Source organism: Desulfogranum marinum (assembly GCF_016918565.1).
Classification (GTDB): Bacteria; Desulfobacterota; Desulfobulbia; order Desulfobulbales; family Desulfobulbaceae; genus Desulfogranum; species Desulfogranum marinum.
This window is the reverse complement of sequence record NZ_JAFFQD010000013.1, coordinates 13,299-30,016: the sequence shown is the minus strand read 5'-3', so window position 1 is coordinate 30,016 and position 16,718 is coordinate 13,299. Positions and strand designations below refer to the sequence as shown.

The window sequence follows — 16,718 nt, the reverse complement described above, 5'->3', positions numbered from 1 at the left end:
ATGAAACTTTCGCCGCCTGGACGTTGAGAAATCCGGATTAACTGTACACTTCGGCGTCGGCAAATGTCACCGCGAGCTTATCCTTTTCAGACAAAAGCGGCTCTGTTGCGAGTGGCCACTCAATACCCAACTGAGTATCGTTCCAGATAATGGCCCGTTCGTGCTGCGGGGCATAGTAGTCGGTGGTGAGATAAAGAAATTCAGCTACTTCTGAAAGTACGACAAATCCATGCCCAAAACCCTCTGGAACCCAGAACTGTTTTTTATTCTCTGCATTCAGGTGGATACCTGTCCATTGACCGAATGTTGGCGAACTACGTCGGAGATCAACAGCGACATCAAACACTTCTCCGGCAATCACCCGAACTAATTTCCCTTGGGCCTGCTTGATCTGGTAATGCAGGCCACGGAGTACTCCGTAGGTTGAACGCGAATGATTTTCCTGCACAAAGGGTCTGGTGAGACCTGTCTGCTCCTGCCACCGTTTCTGGTTAAAACTTTCGTAAAAAAATCCACGTTCGTCGCCAAAAACCTGCGGTTCTATAATAAGTACATCCGGTATGGTGGTTGATGCTGTTATCTTCATATTTTTGCTTATCGTATTTTTAAAGGAACCCTCCCTTTACGGCTGAGAAGCTCCATCTTGTTCAATTTTCCAGCCAATGCTCTGTTACCTGTCGGCATACATCTTTTCATAATACTGCTGATATGAACCGTCGATAACAGCATCCATCCATTTCTTGTTGGCCAAATACCAGTCCACAGTTTTCTCGATGCCTTGCTCAAAGGTGTAACGAGGCGTCCAGCCAAGTTGGTCGGCAATTTTATTGGCATCTATAGCATAGCGACGATCGTGCCCCAGGCGATCCTTGACAAAAGTGATTAATTTAGTTCGCGGCCTGCCCGATGGCAGCAGTCCCACTTTTTGGTCTAAGATAGTACACAACAGTTCCACTACCTCGAGATTTTTTTTCTCATTATGTCCGCCGATATTGTAGGACTGACCGACGGTCCCATCTTCCACCACTCGGACTATGGCCTCGCAATGGTCGACCACATAGAGCCAATCACGAATATTGGCGCCATCTCCATAAACAGGCAAGCTCTCCCCTTTTAAAGCGTTATTAAGGATCAGGGGAATCAACTTTTCCGGAAATTGATATGGCCCATAATTATTGGAACAGTTGGTTATCAGTATCGGCAGCCCATAGGTATGGTAATAAGAACGTACAAGATGGTCTGAGGAAGCCTTGGAAGCAGAGTATGGAGAGCGAGGATCGTAGGCTGTCTCTTCTGTAAAATAACCGGTTTCGCCAAGTGAACCGTAGACCTCGTCGGTACTGACATGAAGGAAGCGTCGCTGGGAAACAGTTTTTTTCTCACTGATCAGCCAGGCTTTGCGCGCAGCTTCCAGCAGGGAGAAAGTGCCGAAAACATTTGTCTGAATGAAAGCATCCGGATTGGTTATTGATCTGTCCACATGAGATTCTGCAGCAAAATGGACCACAGTATCGATGGCGTGCTCTCTGAAGAGTACGTCCATCTGCTCTTGATTACATATATCGTCACATATAAAACTATAACGTGGATTGTCTGCGACATCCTCTAGATTTTCGAGGTTTCCGGCATAGGTCAGTTTATCAAGATTTATCACCTGCCACTCGGGCTGGTTTGTCAGGAGTAACCGAATAAAATTCGCACCGATAAAGCCACAGCCTCCGGTGACCAGTACTTTTTTTTTCATGAAATCATTCACCTCTGATGAGTATACCCATTCATGGGATCATTTGTATGCTTATTGTGTTGCAACTGAGGGTGTGGAAGCCAATATGGCGTACAATATTACACGTAGCCGGAAAGGCAGACCGTTGAATACAGTCTTTACTACAGATCTTCCTCCGCCTGCTCTTCACCATCAGCGGCAAAAATAATCGCAGAACCTGTGGAAAGGGCTTGGGCAACTTTTTTTCTCGCTGAAGTCAGCGTCCGCTGCACCGTTCCTCTTGAAACACCCATTTGCTCACCAGCTTGTTCCTGAAACAGGCCTTCATAATCACACAGCCGTAACGCCTCCAGCTCATCATGATACATGTATACTTTTGCTAAATCACGAAGAGGTGTTCCGGCAGGTTTGAATGATTTTGTGCAAAACGGCCCTTGGCAGTGACGTTTTTTTTTGGGTCTCGGTGACATTTTTCTTCGCTTAAATCGGCTACGGATATTTCTTTTCAGGGAATAGGCTTAGCCCGAATTTCTCTGGATTGACAGCTCGATAAAAATTATCGTTGGCAACAAGAAAAAGATAAAAACGATTGCCGGACAGCCTTGTATGAACCCCGTCACAATGGATCGTCATTCGACACAAAGAAACAGGTGAGGCAGTCATACTTTTTTTCGTTAAAATATACAAGAAATCTTCAACACCTCCCTGTTCATTATTCTCTTTTTCAGCTACGCAAATACCGTTGAGACTCATCGGTAAGCCAGTGTCAATAGATGGACAAAACCAGACCAATGAAGTAAAGTAGGGCGCTTATAAAATGATCCCTCTTATTGTACCAGTTACGTGCAACCCATAACCACATATATATGACACGCTTTGTTTTCCAACTCACACTGCTCTTTTTTTGCCTGACAGTTATCGGTGCAGGACAAATCTCAGCTCAGGACGATATTTCACCAGAGCTGAAAGATATTATCGTTACCACCTCCAATACCGACCTGCTCCTTTTCGCTACGGTGCTCAACGCCTTCACCCCTGAAATGATCACCGGCGTACAAAACGGCATTCCGATCACCTTCACCTTTTATGTTGAGCTCAATAAATTACGCAGCAACTGGTTGGATTCCTCCCTGATTGATACAACCATTACCCACACCATGACCTATAACAGTCTTAAAGAGGAATACGAGATTTACCACTCCGACAAAAATGGAAAGGTGAAAAGAACCCGTTCACTGAAAGAGGCCAAAGAATTGATGGCGGAACTCAACGGTCTCCGGGTCATTCCCCTGGAGCAACTTCAACCTGAAGCCCAGTATGCCCTGCGCCTGAAAGCAACATTGGAAAAAAACAGCCTGCCTCTTGGCATACATTACGTTTTGCCGTTTACTTCACTGTGGGATTTCGAAACAGACTGGCGAACCATAGAATTTCGCTATTGACTGCTCTTTACCGGAGGGTAAATGCTCACACCTGAACAGAAAAAAAAGAAACAACGGCTTATCCGCTATGTTATAATTTTCTGTATCCTGCTGATACCGGTTCTCGGCTATCTGCAAAGGGGTCTTCTTAAAGGCGACTTCCACCTCCCCTTTTCCAGTACGGTTCTTATATTTGCCCTCATCAACATAAACGGATTATTGTTATTGTTAATGGTCTATCTGGTGTTACGTAACCTGGTAGAACTGGTTTTTGAACGTAAACACAACATTCTTGGATCAAAACTTAAAACCAGGCTGGTTGTTTCGTTTATAGCACTCTCGCTGGTGCCAACCATACTTTTGTTTTTTATCGCTCTACGCTTTGTTTCGACCTCCATGGATTATTGGTTCAACTCCAATGTGGAGGCCTCCCTGCAGGCCTCTCTTAAACTTGCCCAATCAATTTTTCACGACACGGAAAATAGAGCTAGCGGGATTGGCACCCAACTGGGCAAAATGCTTGAAAACAACACGGTGGACATTGGGGATATGGTTGCTCTTGAGCAGCTTTTTCAAAGAACTTTGGCCATTGCTCCGCCGGGCGCACCTGACAGTATCGTCCTGATTGACGACAATGGGAACCAACTGCTAGCGCGTCGTGGGCCACGTTTACAGCCCATTGTGTTGCCGGCTGTCCCCTCCGAAGCCATGCGTCAAGCCGCCAATAACAATGCCACCGAGATAATCACGACCAACACCGGCGTTGGTGAACTGATCCTGGCTATCGTCCCCGTACACTTGCCGCAGCATTATCGACAACCAGTTTTTCTTGTTACCTCACTTTTGATTCCCACCACCAAACTGGAACGGATGCAAATCGTTTCAGAGGGCATCACCGACTACCGACAGCTGGTTATCCTCAAGGCGCCTATCAAACTCAGCCTGATTATCATGATGCTGATAATCACCCTGCTTATTCTGTTTGGAGCAATCTGGTTCGGATTTTATATAGCCAAAAGTTTGACCGGCCCTATCAACAAGCTTGCGCTTGCAACCAGACGTGTGGCTGACGGAGATCTCAACTTTATTATTGAAAAAGAATCCGACGATGAGATGGGGTTGCTGGTTGATTCGTTCAACTCGATGACTACCGATATCAAGGCATCCAACGAAAAGCTTGCCGTGGCTCATCAAGCAGTGCAGGAAAGCAACATTATCTCAGAACAACAGCGACGGTACCTGGAAACTATCCTGGAAAATGTTGCAGCAGGCGTAATTGCGCTTGATGAAAACAGCCAAATTACCACCATCAATCGTTTTGCAGAAGAATTACTCCACATCCAGCCCGTCCAACTGATCGGGAAAAACTTCCACGATTTCCTGCCGAAGACCCATGTTATGATAGTGGAAAGTTTTCTCAAGGAACTCCTTTCCACAGGCAAACATTCCATTGAGCGCCACCTACGGGTTACTGTCCGCAGAGGCGAAACCTTATCTCTTCAGGTCAACATAACCAGAATGGTCGACGAACAGTCAAATCCCATCGGATTTGTTATAGTGTTTGATAATCTCACTAAACTGGAGAAAGCGCAGCGGCTTGCCGCATGGCAGGAAGTTGCCAGACGAATTGCCCATGAAATTAAAAACCCATTAACGCCTATCCAGCTTTCAGCGCAACGGCTTCGAAAACGTTACATGGACAGCATCCCCAAAGATAGAAATATTTTTGACCAATGCACTGCCACCATTATCAACCAGGTGGAAGAGATAAAACGCCTTGTCAGTGAATTTTCAGATTTTGCCAGAATGCCCCAAATACATAAACAACGCTCTGACATAAAAAAAATGGTAGAAGAAGTCTATATCCTCTACAAAGAAGCGCACAAACACATTCACTTTACCTTGGAAACAGACGACCAGTTACCAGAGTTCTTTTTTGATCCGGTGCAGATCAAACGAGTAGTCATCAACCTGCTCGATAACGCCGCCAACGTCCTTGAAAACAGCGGCACCATATCGCTCAAACTTGTCTTTCACAAACAGCAGCCACAGGCTGTTCGTCTCATAGTTTCCGATAACGGACCAGGCATCACCGAAGAGGTGAAACTCCGTCTGTTTGAGCCCTACTTTTCCACCAGGAAATCAGGAACCGGTCTTGGCCTGGCCATAGCCCATACCATCATTACCGAACATAACGGGTCAATCATTGTCCACGATAACAAGCCCAACGGGACGGTATTTACGGTTGAATTACCCTTGGACACCTGATACTGTTAGTTGCCTCAACTTACTAATAAATTTTGCCTGAACGGATCCCTTTAGACCGCTGATGTCAATCCACATACTGATCATAGACGACGAACAACCCATCCGTGAATCCCTGTCGGGAATTCTTGGCGATGAAGGATTCATTCCGCATTCCGCCGGCTCTGCAGAAGAAGGTCTTCAAGTACTTGCAGAAGAAGAAATCCATTTGGTACTCCTCGACATCTGGATGCCTGGCATGGATGGACTTGAAGCCCTGAAACTGATCAAGGAGCAATACGATCTGCCGGTTATCATGATATCCGGCCACGGCACAATCGAAACGGCTGTTCAGGCAACACGAATTGGCGCATTTGACTTCATCGAAAAGCCACTTTCCTATGACAAAGTCATCCATTCTATCAACAAAGGACTCCATGTTGCCCGGCTTGAACGTGAAAACAAACTCCTCAGGGAAAGCGGGCCGACCAGGCCAGACATAACCGGGGAGAGTCATGTTATTAACTCGCTTCGAGAGCAAATTGAGCGAGTTGCACCGACCGATGCCTGGGTTCTCATCCGTGGTGGGCATGGAACCGGCAAAGAACTGGTGGCACAGACCATCCACCGTAAATCCAATCGCAATGCTCACCCCATGGTGGAGGTTAACTGCGCCGCTATCCCTGAAGAATTAATCGAATCTGAACTGTTTGGCCATGTCAAGGGTGCTTTCACCGGTGCTACCGAGCCTAAAAAAGGTAAATTTGACCAGGCCAACGGCTCAACCCTTTTCCTTGATGAAATTGGCGACATGAGTCTCAAAAGTCAGGCAAAGGTATTAAGGATACTGCAGGAACAAAAATTTGAACGGATCGGCGGTGCGAGAACCATCAATGTGGATGTAAGGGTCTTGGCTGCCACCAACAAAAACCTGGAAGAGGAGATGCATAAAGGTAATTTCAGGGAAGACCTTTTCTATCGCCTCAACGTGGTGCCCATCAATGTCCCCGCTCTGATGGATAGGCGCGAAGACATCCCCCTGCTGGTTGCGGATTTTCTCCAAAATTTTCGTAAAAAAGGGTTTGGGGATAAACAATTATCCAACGAGGCACTCACCACTCTCATGCAGCATAACTGGCCGGGTAATGTCAGGGAGCTAAGAAACATGATAGAACGACTGGTGATCATGAGTCCAAAAGACATCATTGCCGACAGTGACGTCGCCCTTTTTCTCGGTAAAGAGGTCGCTCCAACCGAGGCAAATACATTTCCTTTACAAAATATCCAGCACCTCCCCTACAAGGATGCACGGAAAGCATTTGAAATCGAATACCTCAAAGCTAAACTTACAGAAAACGATGGGAATATTTCCAAAACAGCGGAACAGGTTGGGATGGAAAGGAGCCATCTGCATAAAAAATTAAAAACTCTCGGCATCGATGCCGCAAAAATAGGTGAACACTCTGCGTAAGTAGTTTCCCCCTAATCTTTTATATTACACACATATAGGTACATCCATGGTTTTTCCAGAATATCGCCCCCGTAGAATGCGTCAAAATGAAACAATTCGCTCCATGATCCGTGAAACCCATTTATCCCCGGATCAGCTCGTTTACCCTCTCTTTGTCCTGCCTGGTAAAGGGCAAAGAGAGGAGGTTTCTTCCATGCCTGGTGTTTTCAGATTCTCCATTGACCAACTGCAACAAGAGGCAAAAGAGTGCCTGACCCTAGGCATACGCTCAGTGATCCTGTTTGGTTTACCGGAAAAAAAAGATGCAATTGGCTCTGGGGCCTATGCCAGAAACGGCATTATCCAGAAAGCGATTAAAGAGCTCAAAAATAAGGTCCCGGAGCTTAATGTTATAACAGATGTATGTTTATGCGAGTACACAGACCACGGACACTGTGGCTGCCTCCAAAATAACGAGGTGGATAATGATGCCACGCTCGAGCTGCTGGCAAAAACCGCTCTTTCCCATGCCGAAGCAGGGGCTGACATGGTTGCGCCATCGGATATGATGGATGGCAGGATTAGTGAAATTCGTAGTGCCCTGGACGAGAACTCGTACCATATGACTCCAATCATGTCCTATGCGGTCAAATATGCATCCGCTTTTTATGGCCCATTCAGGGATGCGGCTGATTGTTCGCCACAATTTGGAGATAGACGTAGTTACCAGATGGACCCGGCAAACAGCAGAGAGGCGCTGCGAGAGGCAACTCTTGACGTTGAAGAAGGAGCAGATGTCCTCATGGTGAAACCGGCTGTTGCCTATCTGGACATCATTCGACAATTACGAGATGAATTCGACCTGCCGATTGCCGCCTATCATGTGTCAGGCGAATACGCCATGATCAAGGCTGCGGCTGAAAAAGGCTGGATTGACGAAGAACGGGTAATGGCTGAGACACTATTATCCATCCGCCGTGCCGGCGCTGATATCATTTTAACCTATTTTGCCAAGGATATGGCAAAACTGCTGGCAAAATAAAAACACCTAAATCCTGCAATTGGAAATTTCGGAGTCTACGCTACCTGCCGAAGATGTGAGGCAACGGAGGTGCAGACGTATAAAAATACTTCAAGCCTTCGGTAACGTAGCAGATTTGGTGAAATTGCCGATCCCGAAGGGCGTTGAAGGTGAGAAAAAATAGGTTCACTCAAACAGTGAATAGAACTTCAAATCAATTGTCTGCTCAATATGTTGTTTTTTAAAGTAGAATTTATTTTTTCTAACATTCGACGTGCGGGATTTAGGAAACAATCCAAACTCGTATGAATGCACCAGGTATTTTTCCTGATGCATTCATACCTTTCCACTTGCCTCATTCACTCCTGCATACTCTTGTGCAGCGACTTTTACCCACCACAGAATTCCCAAAAAGATACAGAGCAGCCGCAACAATTGCTCCAGTTACATCCGCTACAACATCGGCTCCGGAAGAGTCTCTCCCAGCAATAAAGCTTTGATGTATTTCATCGGTTATACCAAACATCAGGCAAAAAAAAACGACACCCGCCGATACCAGTGTAGGTTTCTGCCGCCACACACGCAAAGGAAAAACAAAACAGCAACATACGCTCAACGCGGCATAAATGCAGGCATGGAGTACCTTATCCAGACCGTTAATCAGAAGAGGGAGCTGAAAAGTGCCGCCTGGTTGATGAGAAAGGTAAAAAATTATCCCCATGACCACTGCCATGGGGATAGCTCGAAACCCATATTTCCCGACGCCTTTCATACTATAGGCTCCTTGTTTACGGGTTAAATATGCACCTGATCCAGTAATTCTTGCGAATACCGCTTCTTCACCCTTTTCATGGCTGCATTGATCTGCTGGGTCGGTGCGCCGGACAGTTGCATTTCCTCTTGGTCTGCATAGGAAGTTAAAAAGAGCTTTTTCTCACGCAGGGCGTAGGTGTGGCTCCAGTTGATCTCGATAGTCTCACTATTCTCTTCTATGGGCGCTTCAAGCGCTTCTCCATCCCGCGCAACCTGCACAGCATCAGAGTCGGTTACTTCCAGCAACCAGGCATCACCTTTTGCACTGCTAAAGAAAATAAACACACCGAGTTCAAAGAACTCTTCTTTTTTCTTCTTTGCTGCCCCCTGTACTTTTGCAATGGCATTCATCAGGGTGACTTTGATCTGATCTTCTTTGACAGCTTGCCGCTCCATCTGCCGTGCAGTAAGGCAGCAATGCTTGTATTTTTTCCCTGACCCGCATGGACAGGGTTGATTTCTACCGATCTTTCCCATTTTCTCTAGTCCTTGCTTTTATAAAAGGTACTCTCAGCACACAGCCAAATAACATACGCCACTCTTGCCTTTCTGCATATTTGCTAATCCTTATAAGCACTTAACAGATTACGACCTCACAGGCAACAGACAAAATTGATGAAGCTCATTGCCTGTTACCTCCTGCGTAGAAAAATTACTTCCATATTGCCTTTAACCCGTTACGAACACTTTGAGTACCCGCAATCATGACAAATCTCACATCCTTCCTCAAACACTAACTTCCCTTTGCATTCAGGACAGACAGAAGCAAATCCGTGATGGGTTCCAGCCATGAAGGATTTCAACAGTTTACCTAGCTGCGCCGGCAAATCAAGCATATGTCCGCTGGAGCGATCAAGCTGCTTGATAATCTCTTCCATCGGAATCTGATAGCGGAGAGCCAGGGAAACCAGGCGACAGGTCGTGGTCCACATGGTCGACTTATCCTTAAGGTCAACCCGGTTATCAAAAGGGAACTTTGCAAAAACTTCCATCGGGTTTTCATTGTCATCAAAGCAAACAATTAAATAGATGGTGTTTTCATTGACATCCTTTAAGCGGTAACGTTTGGCACTGAGCATATCGGGCAGGGTTGTTTTTCGTACAACGCCTGTTGAAGAGACTACGGCACTTTTTTCATCCTTTGATGCAGTTGTATTCAGTACCTGGTGATCACGGGAACCATCCCTGTAGACCGTCAGCCCTTTACACGCTAATTCATAGCCAAGCAGGTAGGAAGTCCGTACATCTTCCAAGGTGGCAGACGAAGGCAGATTAATCGTCTTACTGATGGAAGAATCCACCCCGTTTTGCTGAAGTATGCCCTGCATGCGGATATGTTTTTCCGGCGAAATATCCTGTGCTGTCCGAAAAATTTCCTGCCATTGCTCCGGGATATCTTCATTATCTATGACAGAACCATCCCTGGCAACATTCTCAAGTAATTCAGTAGAGTAAAACCCTTCCCTCTTTGCCACGGTTTCAAAATGCTTATTCACCATGAGCAACCGGTCGCCATCCATAACATTTTTTTCCATAACAATAGAAAAATAGGGTTCACAGCCTGATGCACAATCGGCAATCATGGACACCGTCCCGGTTGGCTGAATAGAAGTTAAAGCAGCATTCCTGCGGGGAGGATACGTATTTTCCTCCGCATCATAGGCAGGAAAAGGGCCTTTGATTTCTGCAAGCCTGATGGATGCCAGTTCTGCCTCTTTACGGATAAACGACATTACATCAGCTGAACAGGTACGCCCTTCTTCGGTTCCATAGGGGAGCTTCAACTGAATCAGCATGTCATGCAGCCCCATGATGCCTAATCCCACTTTGCGTGTCTTTTGGGTCATTTCTGCAATCTCGGGAATGGGAAAACGATTACAGTCAATAACATTATCAAGAAATCGAACCGCCAGATGTACTGTTTTCCCCAAACGTTTATAGTTAACTTTGCCGTCAACAACAAACTGACCAAGATTGATAGAACCAAGGTTGCAGGATTCATAGGGAAGCAGCCACTGTTCTCCACATGGGTTGGTTGCCTCAAAATCTCCTAACTGGGGAGTGGCATTATCACGATTGGCAGCATCAATAAAGAGGACCCCCGGCTCACCATTATGCCAGGCAAGATCTATAATCTTATTAAACACATCCAGGGCACGTAAACTTCTAACCACATTACCGTTGGAAGGGTCTACAAGACTGTACTCCTGATCTTCTTTTACTGCGCGCATGAATTGATCTGTAATAGCCACGCTGAAATTAAAGTTGGTGTACTTCTCTTGGTCTTCTTTGGCTGAAATAAAATCGAGAATATCAGGGTGATCGACCCGCAATACGCCCATGTTCGCCCCACGCCGTTTACCCCCTTGTTTGATGGTTTCGGTGGCGGCATCAAAGACCGCTGCAAAACTCAAAGGCCCGGAGGCTACGCCCTGGGTTGAGCGAACTGCTGAATTCTTAGGGCGAAGCCTGGAAAAAGAATATCCAGTACCACCGCCTGTTTTATGAACAAGTGCTCCGTTACGAATGGAGGTAAAGATACCATCCATGGAATCTTCCACCGGGAGCACAAAACAGGCCGAGAGCTGCCCCAGATCTGTCCCGGCATTCATCAGGCAAGGAGAGTTCGGCAGAAAGTCGAGGTCGTAAATCATCTTAAAAAATTCATCGCGGATACGCTCATAATCATCCAGATCCTGATCCACCACAGCTACTGCATTAGCAACACGTCGGCAAAGCGTTTCCCAGTTTTCAATGGGACGCCCCTGCTCATCCTTTAAATAATAACGACGATTTAATACAGTTTCAGCAGTTTCAGTCAAATGGTGTCTAGGCATATCTTTGGACATATATTCCCCTCTCTCAAAAAGGTTCTTTTCTTGCTTTTGATAAAGCAATACAGAAATAAAAAATTCGCTTACCTACAAACACAAATGGCGCTACGAGCCCCGCTTCAAGCAAACCGTCAAGTGCAACTCAATTAGTACGACTACTAAAGAAATTTTAATCAGGAAATTTGTGCTGAAAAAGCTACAGTCTGGCAATACGAATATAAATAATAAACATAACTGTTCAGCAGCACTCCAACTCTCCACGATCTGCCCGCCCAGCATACCAATGTATAGCTAATCGGTCAGCTTGTGAACATTTGGAGCACTGCTGAACAGTTGAAGTGCGTGGTAGATTGACAGTTTTCAGTTCTTTGCTGAATAGTTTCTAATAAACAACCTTCGAACAGGTATGATGCGTATGTTGCTTGTCCCTTGGTATATTGATGGGTAAGGCCCTGACTCGAAAGTAATATCGAACAAACAGGGAGAAAAACGTTAAGGCTCCTGACTTGTTCGTTGGCAACATTATCACAACATATAGGACTCATCAAGCAGAAAGCGCACTATATATTGTGTTTTTGGTGCCGACAAAAAAAACCTCACATTTTCAAGAGGTTCAGGTCAGCAGGTAATTATTTACTATTGCGGAAAAACTTGAAAGCATAAAATGCAACAAAAAAAGTGACTCTAAAAACGAAAAAACTTGTGCCATGAAAGAGAGGCATAGAACTCTGGTTGAGAGCCTTCATTTTTTATTCCCGCCCGTACTTGTAGGCCAACATTACTAGACCAGTAAAAGCTCTGTACTGCTGAAAAGTCATATAACGTCATTTGCCTGTCCATAACCATGTACGACACCTGCCCAGTAAGCCCTACAGTCTGGTTTTCATCCACATTTGTTACTATGCCGGCAAATATGGCTGGTCCAGCGTCCAGAAAATGATCAAATCGGTCGGCAACCAGCACTCTGCCTCCAGCCAAACCGTACAAAAGAGTCTCTTTGCCCAATTCCCGACTAAAACCAAAGCCGACTTCAACGTTGCCTGTCAATTTTCGTCGGCTGTCAGCCTCTTCCAACCTTTGCAATCCTAGCCTGGTTTTCCAGGCAAGGGGGGCTGCTACTACTGTTGCTGGGGTAACGGAGAGGATATCAAGCACATCAAAGGATTCAAGCTGAACCCTTTCCAGCTCGGGATAATAGCGAAACTGCGGATAGAGCGCCTCTATCTGTACACCCTTTTCAAATCCACCCTGTGGATCAAAGACATCATGAAAAACAGGGCGGATACCCATTTGCAGATAAGGTTGCTGCCCATAGCTTCCAATATCGACATTGAACCGACTGACAGCATGCCCCTGGTCAGGACGTATACCAGGTACCTCTATGATAGAGGACGGCACAGGCACGGTGTTGGAGCTACGCATAGTGCCGATAAGATGCAGGCGACCATCATCGGTTTTCTCCTCTTCCATCACGCCGACTGCCACTGCGTATTGATAATAAAGGTGGGCAAATTCAAGCAACTGAGCTGTATCTACTGGACTCAGTCCGTAAACGCTTAAATCAGCAACGGCAACTCTGCCGAAAGCCACTTCTTTGGCCAAGGCAACGAGTGACGGCCCCATTGCAGAGGCACGCGACTCGAGCCGTGTCTTTAAACTGGGGCGGTAGGTTGCCTTACCGAGCATACCAACGCTTTGCACAATATCCCTTACCGTATCAACCGGAACATTCCAAAAACGGTACGATGAATCTGCTAAATCCAAACTAGGCCGGACAGCCTCCATTAGTGCCAGCAACTGAAAGGAACAGTTTTCGTCAAAAAAATAATAGGAAAAACCTGCATTCCGGAGCTCCCATACATGGAGCAGGAGAAATTGTGTTTCCTGTACACTCAGATTGAGTGGATACTCCCAGATATCCCGACTTTCTATTTGCCCGTATCGATTTGCCTGGATGTAATAAGGTTCTGCGGTAAAAGCACCTGTATAGCCCCCAAATATCCCCTTTATAGCATACCCCAGGCCGTGTTCTTGTTCGGTAACGGCAGCAAAGCCTACACTGGCCGTCAACAAAGGGTGCGCCGGAGAAAACTCACTGGAATCTATACGCAAAAGCGTATGACCGAACATGGAGGCTGGATTATTGAGGTAGGAAACAGGGAAAACAAGAGTAACACCAGCCGGTTTTATCCCGGCCAACCACAAGTTGAGTTGCTCACACTTCGGATCTGGTCCAGGAAAAACAGAGAGGTCTACTGCGAGCTTTGTTTTGAGAAAATGGTAGCGTGCCGGGTATTGACAACGCTTGTCTACACCACCGTTAATTGCATTGCCACCAAACAGCTCGACAAGGGTGGCCTCCCCTTCTGCAATCGGATCGTATTGGCCCGCCGGGCTGAGAAAAAAAGAACCACTGTCTATACGGCTTTCTGCTTTACCAAATTGACTATCGTGCTCATAATGCAACAGTCGCAACCATGCTGGAGATTGCCACAGTTGCATCTGCGCTGCGCGTTGACGGAGCATAGCCAAGGACGACGAATGCACGCTGGATACACTTTCCGCTGCAGAGACGAAAAACAATAAAAACGTCCAAAGAATGAGAGGCAACGTTCTATACACTTTGCCTCTCATTCTTATCAATCACCCTTTTGCCGGAAAAGCAAATTCAAAAAATCCTTATTGATGTGGTATGTTTGCTGCAATCAGTGCACCATTTAGAGTGACAAGCATTTGCTGGGGCGTTGTGGAGGAGGATGGGTAAAGCTGGCTATAGGTATTTTTGGTAACCAGGAAAAAATGCTCCTCTTCATATGCAGGCACATGCAGCAAGCCGCCCAAGGCAGCAAGATGTTCGCCCTCGCCGGCAGCCATCTCGCCTTTGAGCGCTATAAAATTTTCCTGGGTAAAGGCCTCTACGCCGGCACTGCCGCTTCCAGAGGAACCAGGGCTGGTACTCGATGTGGCGTCAAGGGTCGCGTTGGTTGTTTTATCAAACGTTTTGGTAGAGCTTTCTGTGGGAGCGGTTGTAGTTGCGCACCCTGAGAGGAAAGCAAGAACAGCAAGCCCAAATAAAAGAGTAGAAAAAAAATTCAAAGACATATCTCCTGTAAATAATCATCAAAAAATATTCATAGGCCTCGTGGCCTCAGCATGAACGACAAGACAAGATATTCTAAGTCAATCAGCTACGTCAACCCGTATCCTTGATTGCATACAATTCAAATACCCATGCAACTTGCTAATTGAGACAACGTTCATTATAGTAGGCAGATATATTTATCAATATTTTTAAATTTCAGGCCTGTTAAGGCCTTTTCTCATTTTATAAGGAACAATTTCAATGCTGAAAAGACTTGCTTTTTGTGCTTTGCTGACCCTCCCGGCTACTCTTCACGCTGCTGAAACAAATGTCATGAAGAGCTCGGGCAACCTTAACTGGTCGACTCAAAAAAGCTGGAAAATGGATGCTGCCCCGGTTGCATTTGTCCAGTCTCTTGATAATAAAAAAACTTTTGTTCTTGGAGCAGATGCCAAAGTCCACATCTTCGATACCAACGGCAAAGAACTTGGTGCTTTACCGGTATCCGCAGATGTTATAGATATTGACATTGCCCCGCGGGGAGAAATCCTGTACCTGCTCAACAAGGAAGAGAAAAGTTTTACGGCACTGAATATAAGCTTTACTCAAGATATCGATGTCAGCACAGCCCCCATCCTGGGCAATCCTGATGCGCCTGTCACCCTGGTCGAATTTTCCGATTTTGAATGCCCTTACTGCAGCAAAGTAAAACCGATTCTCGACAAGCTGCTCAAGGCCAATCCGAACACGGTAAAAGTTGCATTTAAGCACTTACCTCTTCGTATGCATCCCCAGGCTGAAACAGCAGCCCTGGCATCTATAGCGGCGCAAAAACAAGGCAAATTCTGGGAAATGCACGATGAACTTTTCAAGACCAAAAAAATAAGTGCACAAACCATAGAAGCTTCAGCTCAAAAGATTGGCCTGAACATGGAGCAATTTAACAAAGACAAAGAGGCTACAGCAACCAGGCAGCAGCTAGCAAGAGACCTTTTCGAGGCCCAAAAAGCTGAGATAACAGGTACTCCCACCCTCTTTATAAATGGTGTCCGCGTTAAGAGCCGATCTTTACAAGATCTTCAGGCAATGGTTGACCAGGCACTGGAGAAAAGCAGTGCGAAATAAAGTCAAAAATGGAACAGACATTAACTCAACAGTCGCGAAAGATCTTGATTTCATAGACAATACGACAGCACAAATCCTGTTTGGTGAATTCAACAAAAATCTGAACACCATTGAACAGGCAACCGGGGTCAGCATCCACGTTCGCGGGAGTCACGTACAACTTGAAGGGAAAAACCATGCCGTTGAAATAGCCGAATCAACCTTGAAACAGTTATACGCTCTTATCCGGAAAGGCTATCCCGTCTTTACCCAGGATATTGCGTTTGGGGTAAAGATCCTCGAATCTTCGCCCACAACAGCCTTGGAAGAGATTTTTTTAGACAAAGTGTACATCACCTCTCGCAAGCGGGTCATCTCTCCAAAATCTGTAAACCAGAAGCGCTATATAGAAAAAATACGCAACAATGATATTGTCTTCGGCATTGGTCCTGCAGGCACAGGCAAGACCTATCTGGCAGTTGCCATGGCTGTTTCAGCCTTGACCAGTGAACAGGTTGACACCATCATCCTCACCCGACCTGCAGTAGAAGCTGGAGAAAAACTCGGTTTTCTCCCAGGTGACCTGGCTCAGAAAGTGGATCCATACCTTCGCCCTTTGACAGATGCAATAAACGATATGCTTGGCCAAACCAAGGCTCAGGAGCTGATTGAACGAGGCATCATCGAAATTGCCCCCCTGGCTTTTATGCGTGGTCGCACCCTGAACAACGCTTTCATTATCCTGGACGAGGCCCAAAATACAACCAGAGAACAGATGAAAATGTTTCTGACCAGGATAGGATTTGACTCACAAGCCGTTATTACAGGTGACGTCACCCAGATCGACCTGCCCGGCAATCAACACTCAGGCCTTGTTGAGGCTAAACGGATTTTAAACGGTATCCAGGGGATCGGGTTCAGCCACTTCTCAAAATCCGATGTGGTCCGTCATCCATTGGTTCAGGAAATCATCCATGCCTATGAAAAACAATCAACACCCCAACAATAGCGTGCTCACCATAGCTA

At 46.1% G+C, this 16,718-nt stretch carries 14 protein-coding genes; 6 read left to right on the top strand and 8 right to left on the bottom strand.

All coding sequences use genetic code 11. The features are described from left to right. Window positions 1-37 precede the first annotated feature (37 nt). The 3 genes from rfbC to JWH17_RS09035 all read right to left on the bottom strand — a co-directional run bounded on the left by rfbC (window position 38) and on the right by JWH17_RS09035 (window position 2,193). Window positions 38-586: a dTDP-4-dehydrorhamnose 3,5-epimerase gene (rfbC, locus tag JWH17_RS09045; protein WP_205222281.1), complete on the bottom strand. Its 549-nt coding sequence runs from the start codon at window positions 584-586 to the stop codon at window positions 38-40. 84 nt (window positions 587-670) lie between these two features. Next, window positions 671-1,744, bottom strand: coding sequence for a dTDP-glucose 4,6-dehydratase (gene rfbB / locus JWH17_RS09040; protein ID WP_205222280.1), 1,074 nt, complete (start codon window positions 1,742-1,744; stop codon window positions 671-673). Window positions 1,745-1,884: 140 nt separating this feature from the next. Beyond that, window positions 1,885-2,193: a DUF134 domain-containing protein gene (locus JWH17_RS09035; RefSeq protein ID WP_205222279.1), complete on the bottom strand. Its 309-nt coding sequence runs from the start codon at window positions 2,191-2,193 to the stop codon at window positions 1,885-1,887. A gap of 396 nt (window positions 2,194-2,589) precedes the next feature. On the opposite strand from JWH17_RS09035, the gene JWH17_RS09030 reads away from it, so the two are divergent. The 4 genes from JWH17_RS09030 (at window position 2,590) to hemB (ending at window position 7,880) form a co-directional block, all read left to right on the top strand. Next, on the top strand, window positions 2,590-3,165 hold the full coding sequence (locus JWH17_RS09030) for a DUF4390 domain-containing protein (protein WP_205222278.1): 576 nt from the start codon (window positions 2,590-2,592) through the stop codon (window positions 3,163-3,165). 21 nt (window positions 3,166-3,186) lie between these two features. Next, window positions 3,187-5,412, top strand: a complete 2,226-nt coding sequence (locus JWH17_RS09025; RefSeq protein ID WP_205222277.1) for a sensor histidine kinase — start codon at window positions 3,187-3,189, stop codon at window positions 5,410-5,412. A 61-nt stretch (window positions 5,413-5,473) separates the two neighbouring features. After that, window positions 5,474-6,859 carry a sigma-54-dependent transcriptional regulator gene (locus tag JWH17_RS09020; protein WP_205222276.1) on the top strand — a complete coding sequence of 462 codons (1,386 nt, stop codon included), beginning with the start codon at window positions 5,474-5,476 and terminating at the stop codon, window positions 6,857-6,859. 46 nt (window positions 6,860-6,905) lie between these two features. Further along, window positions 6,906-7,880, top strand: coding sequence for a porphobilinogen synthase (hemB, locus tag JWH17_RS09015; protein WP_205222275.1), 975 nt, complete (start codon window positions 6,906-6,908; stop codon window positions 7,878-7,880). A 334-nt stretch (window positions 7,881-8,214) separates the two neighbouring features. Here hemB and JWH17_RS09010 read toward each other — a convergent pair whose 3' ends face one another. The 5 genes from JWH17_RS09010 to JWH17_RS08990 all read right to left on the bottom strand — a co-directional run bounded on the left by JWH17_RS09010 (window position 8,215) and on the right by JWH17_RS08990 (window position 14,608). Beyond that, window positions 8,215-8,631, bottom strand: a complete 417-nt coding sequence (locus tag JWH17_RS09010; protein WP_205222274.1) for a VanZ family protein — start codon at window positions 8,629-8,631, stop codon at window positions 8,215-8,217. A gap of 23 nt (window positions 8,632-8,654) precedes the next feature. Beyond that, window positions 8,655-9,149, bottom strand: coding sequence for a YecA family protein (locus JWH17_RS09005; protein ID WP_205222273.1), 495 nt, complete (start codon window positions 9,147-9,149; stop codon window positions 8,655-8,657). A 200-nt stretch (window positions 9,150-9,349) separates the two neighbouring features. Next, window positions 9,350-11,521, bottom strand: a complete 2,172-nt coding sequence (locus JWH17_RS09000) for an adenosylcobalamin-dependent ribonucleoside-diphosphate reductase (RefSeq protein ID WP_205222271.1) — start codon at window positions 11,519-11,521, stop codon at window positions 9,350-9,352. Between the two features lie 669 nt (window positions 11,522-12,190). Next, window positions 12,191-14,128, bottom strand: a complete 1,938-nt coding sequence (locus JWH17_RS08995; protein WP_205222270.1) for an Lnb N-terminal periplasmic domain-containing protein — start codon at window positions 14,126-14,128, stop codon at window positions 12,191-12,193. Between the two features lie 57 nt (window positions 14,129-14,185). Continuing rightward, window positions 14,186-14,608, bottom strand: coding sequence for a DUF3015 family protein (locus JWH17_RS08990; RefSeq protein WP_205222269.1), 423 nt, complete (start codon window positions 14,606-14,608; stop codon window positions 14,186-14,188). A gap of 241 nt (window positions 14,609-14,849) precedes the next feature. Between JWH17_RS08990 and JWH17_RS08985 the strand changes: the two genes are divergently transcribed. After that, on the top strand, window positions 14,850-15,713 hold the full coding sequence (locus JWH17_RS08985) for a thioredoxin domain-containing protein (protein WP_205222268.1): 864 nt from the start codon (window positions 14,850-14,852) through the stop codon (window positions 15,711-15,713). After that, window positions 15,703-16,701, top strand: a complete 999-nt coding sequence (locus JWH17_RS08980; RefSeq protein WP_332468397.1) for a PhoH family protein — start codon at window positions 15,703-15,705, stop codon at window positions 16,699-16,701. Before JWH17_RS08985 ends, JWH17_RS08980 begins: the two co-directional genes overlap by 11 nt. Window positions 16,702-16,718: the final 17 nt, after the last annotated feature.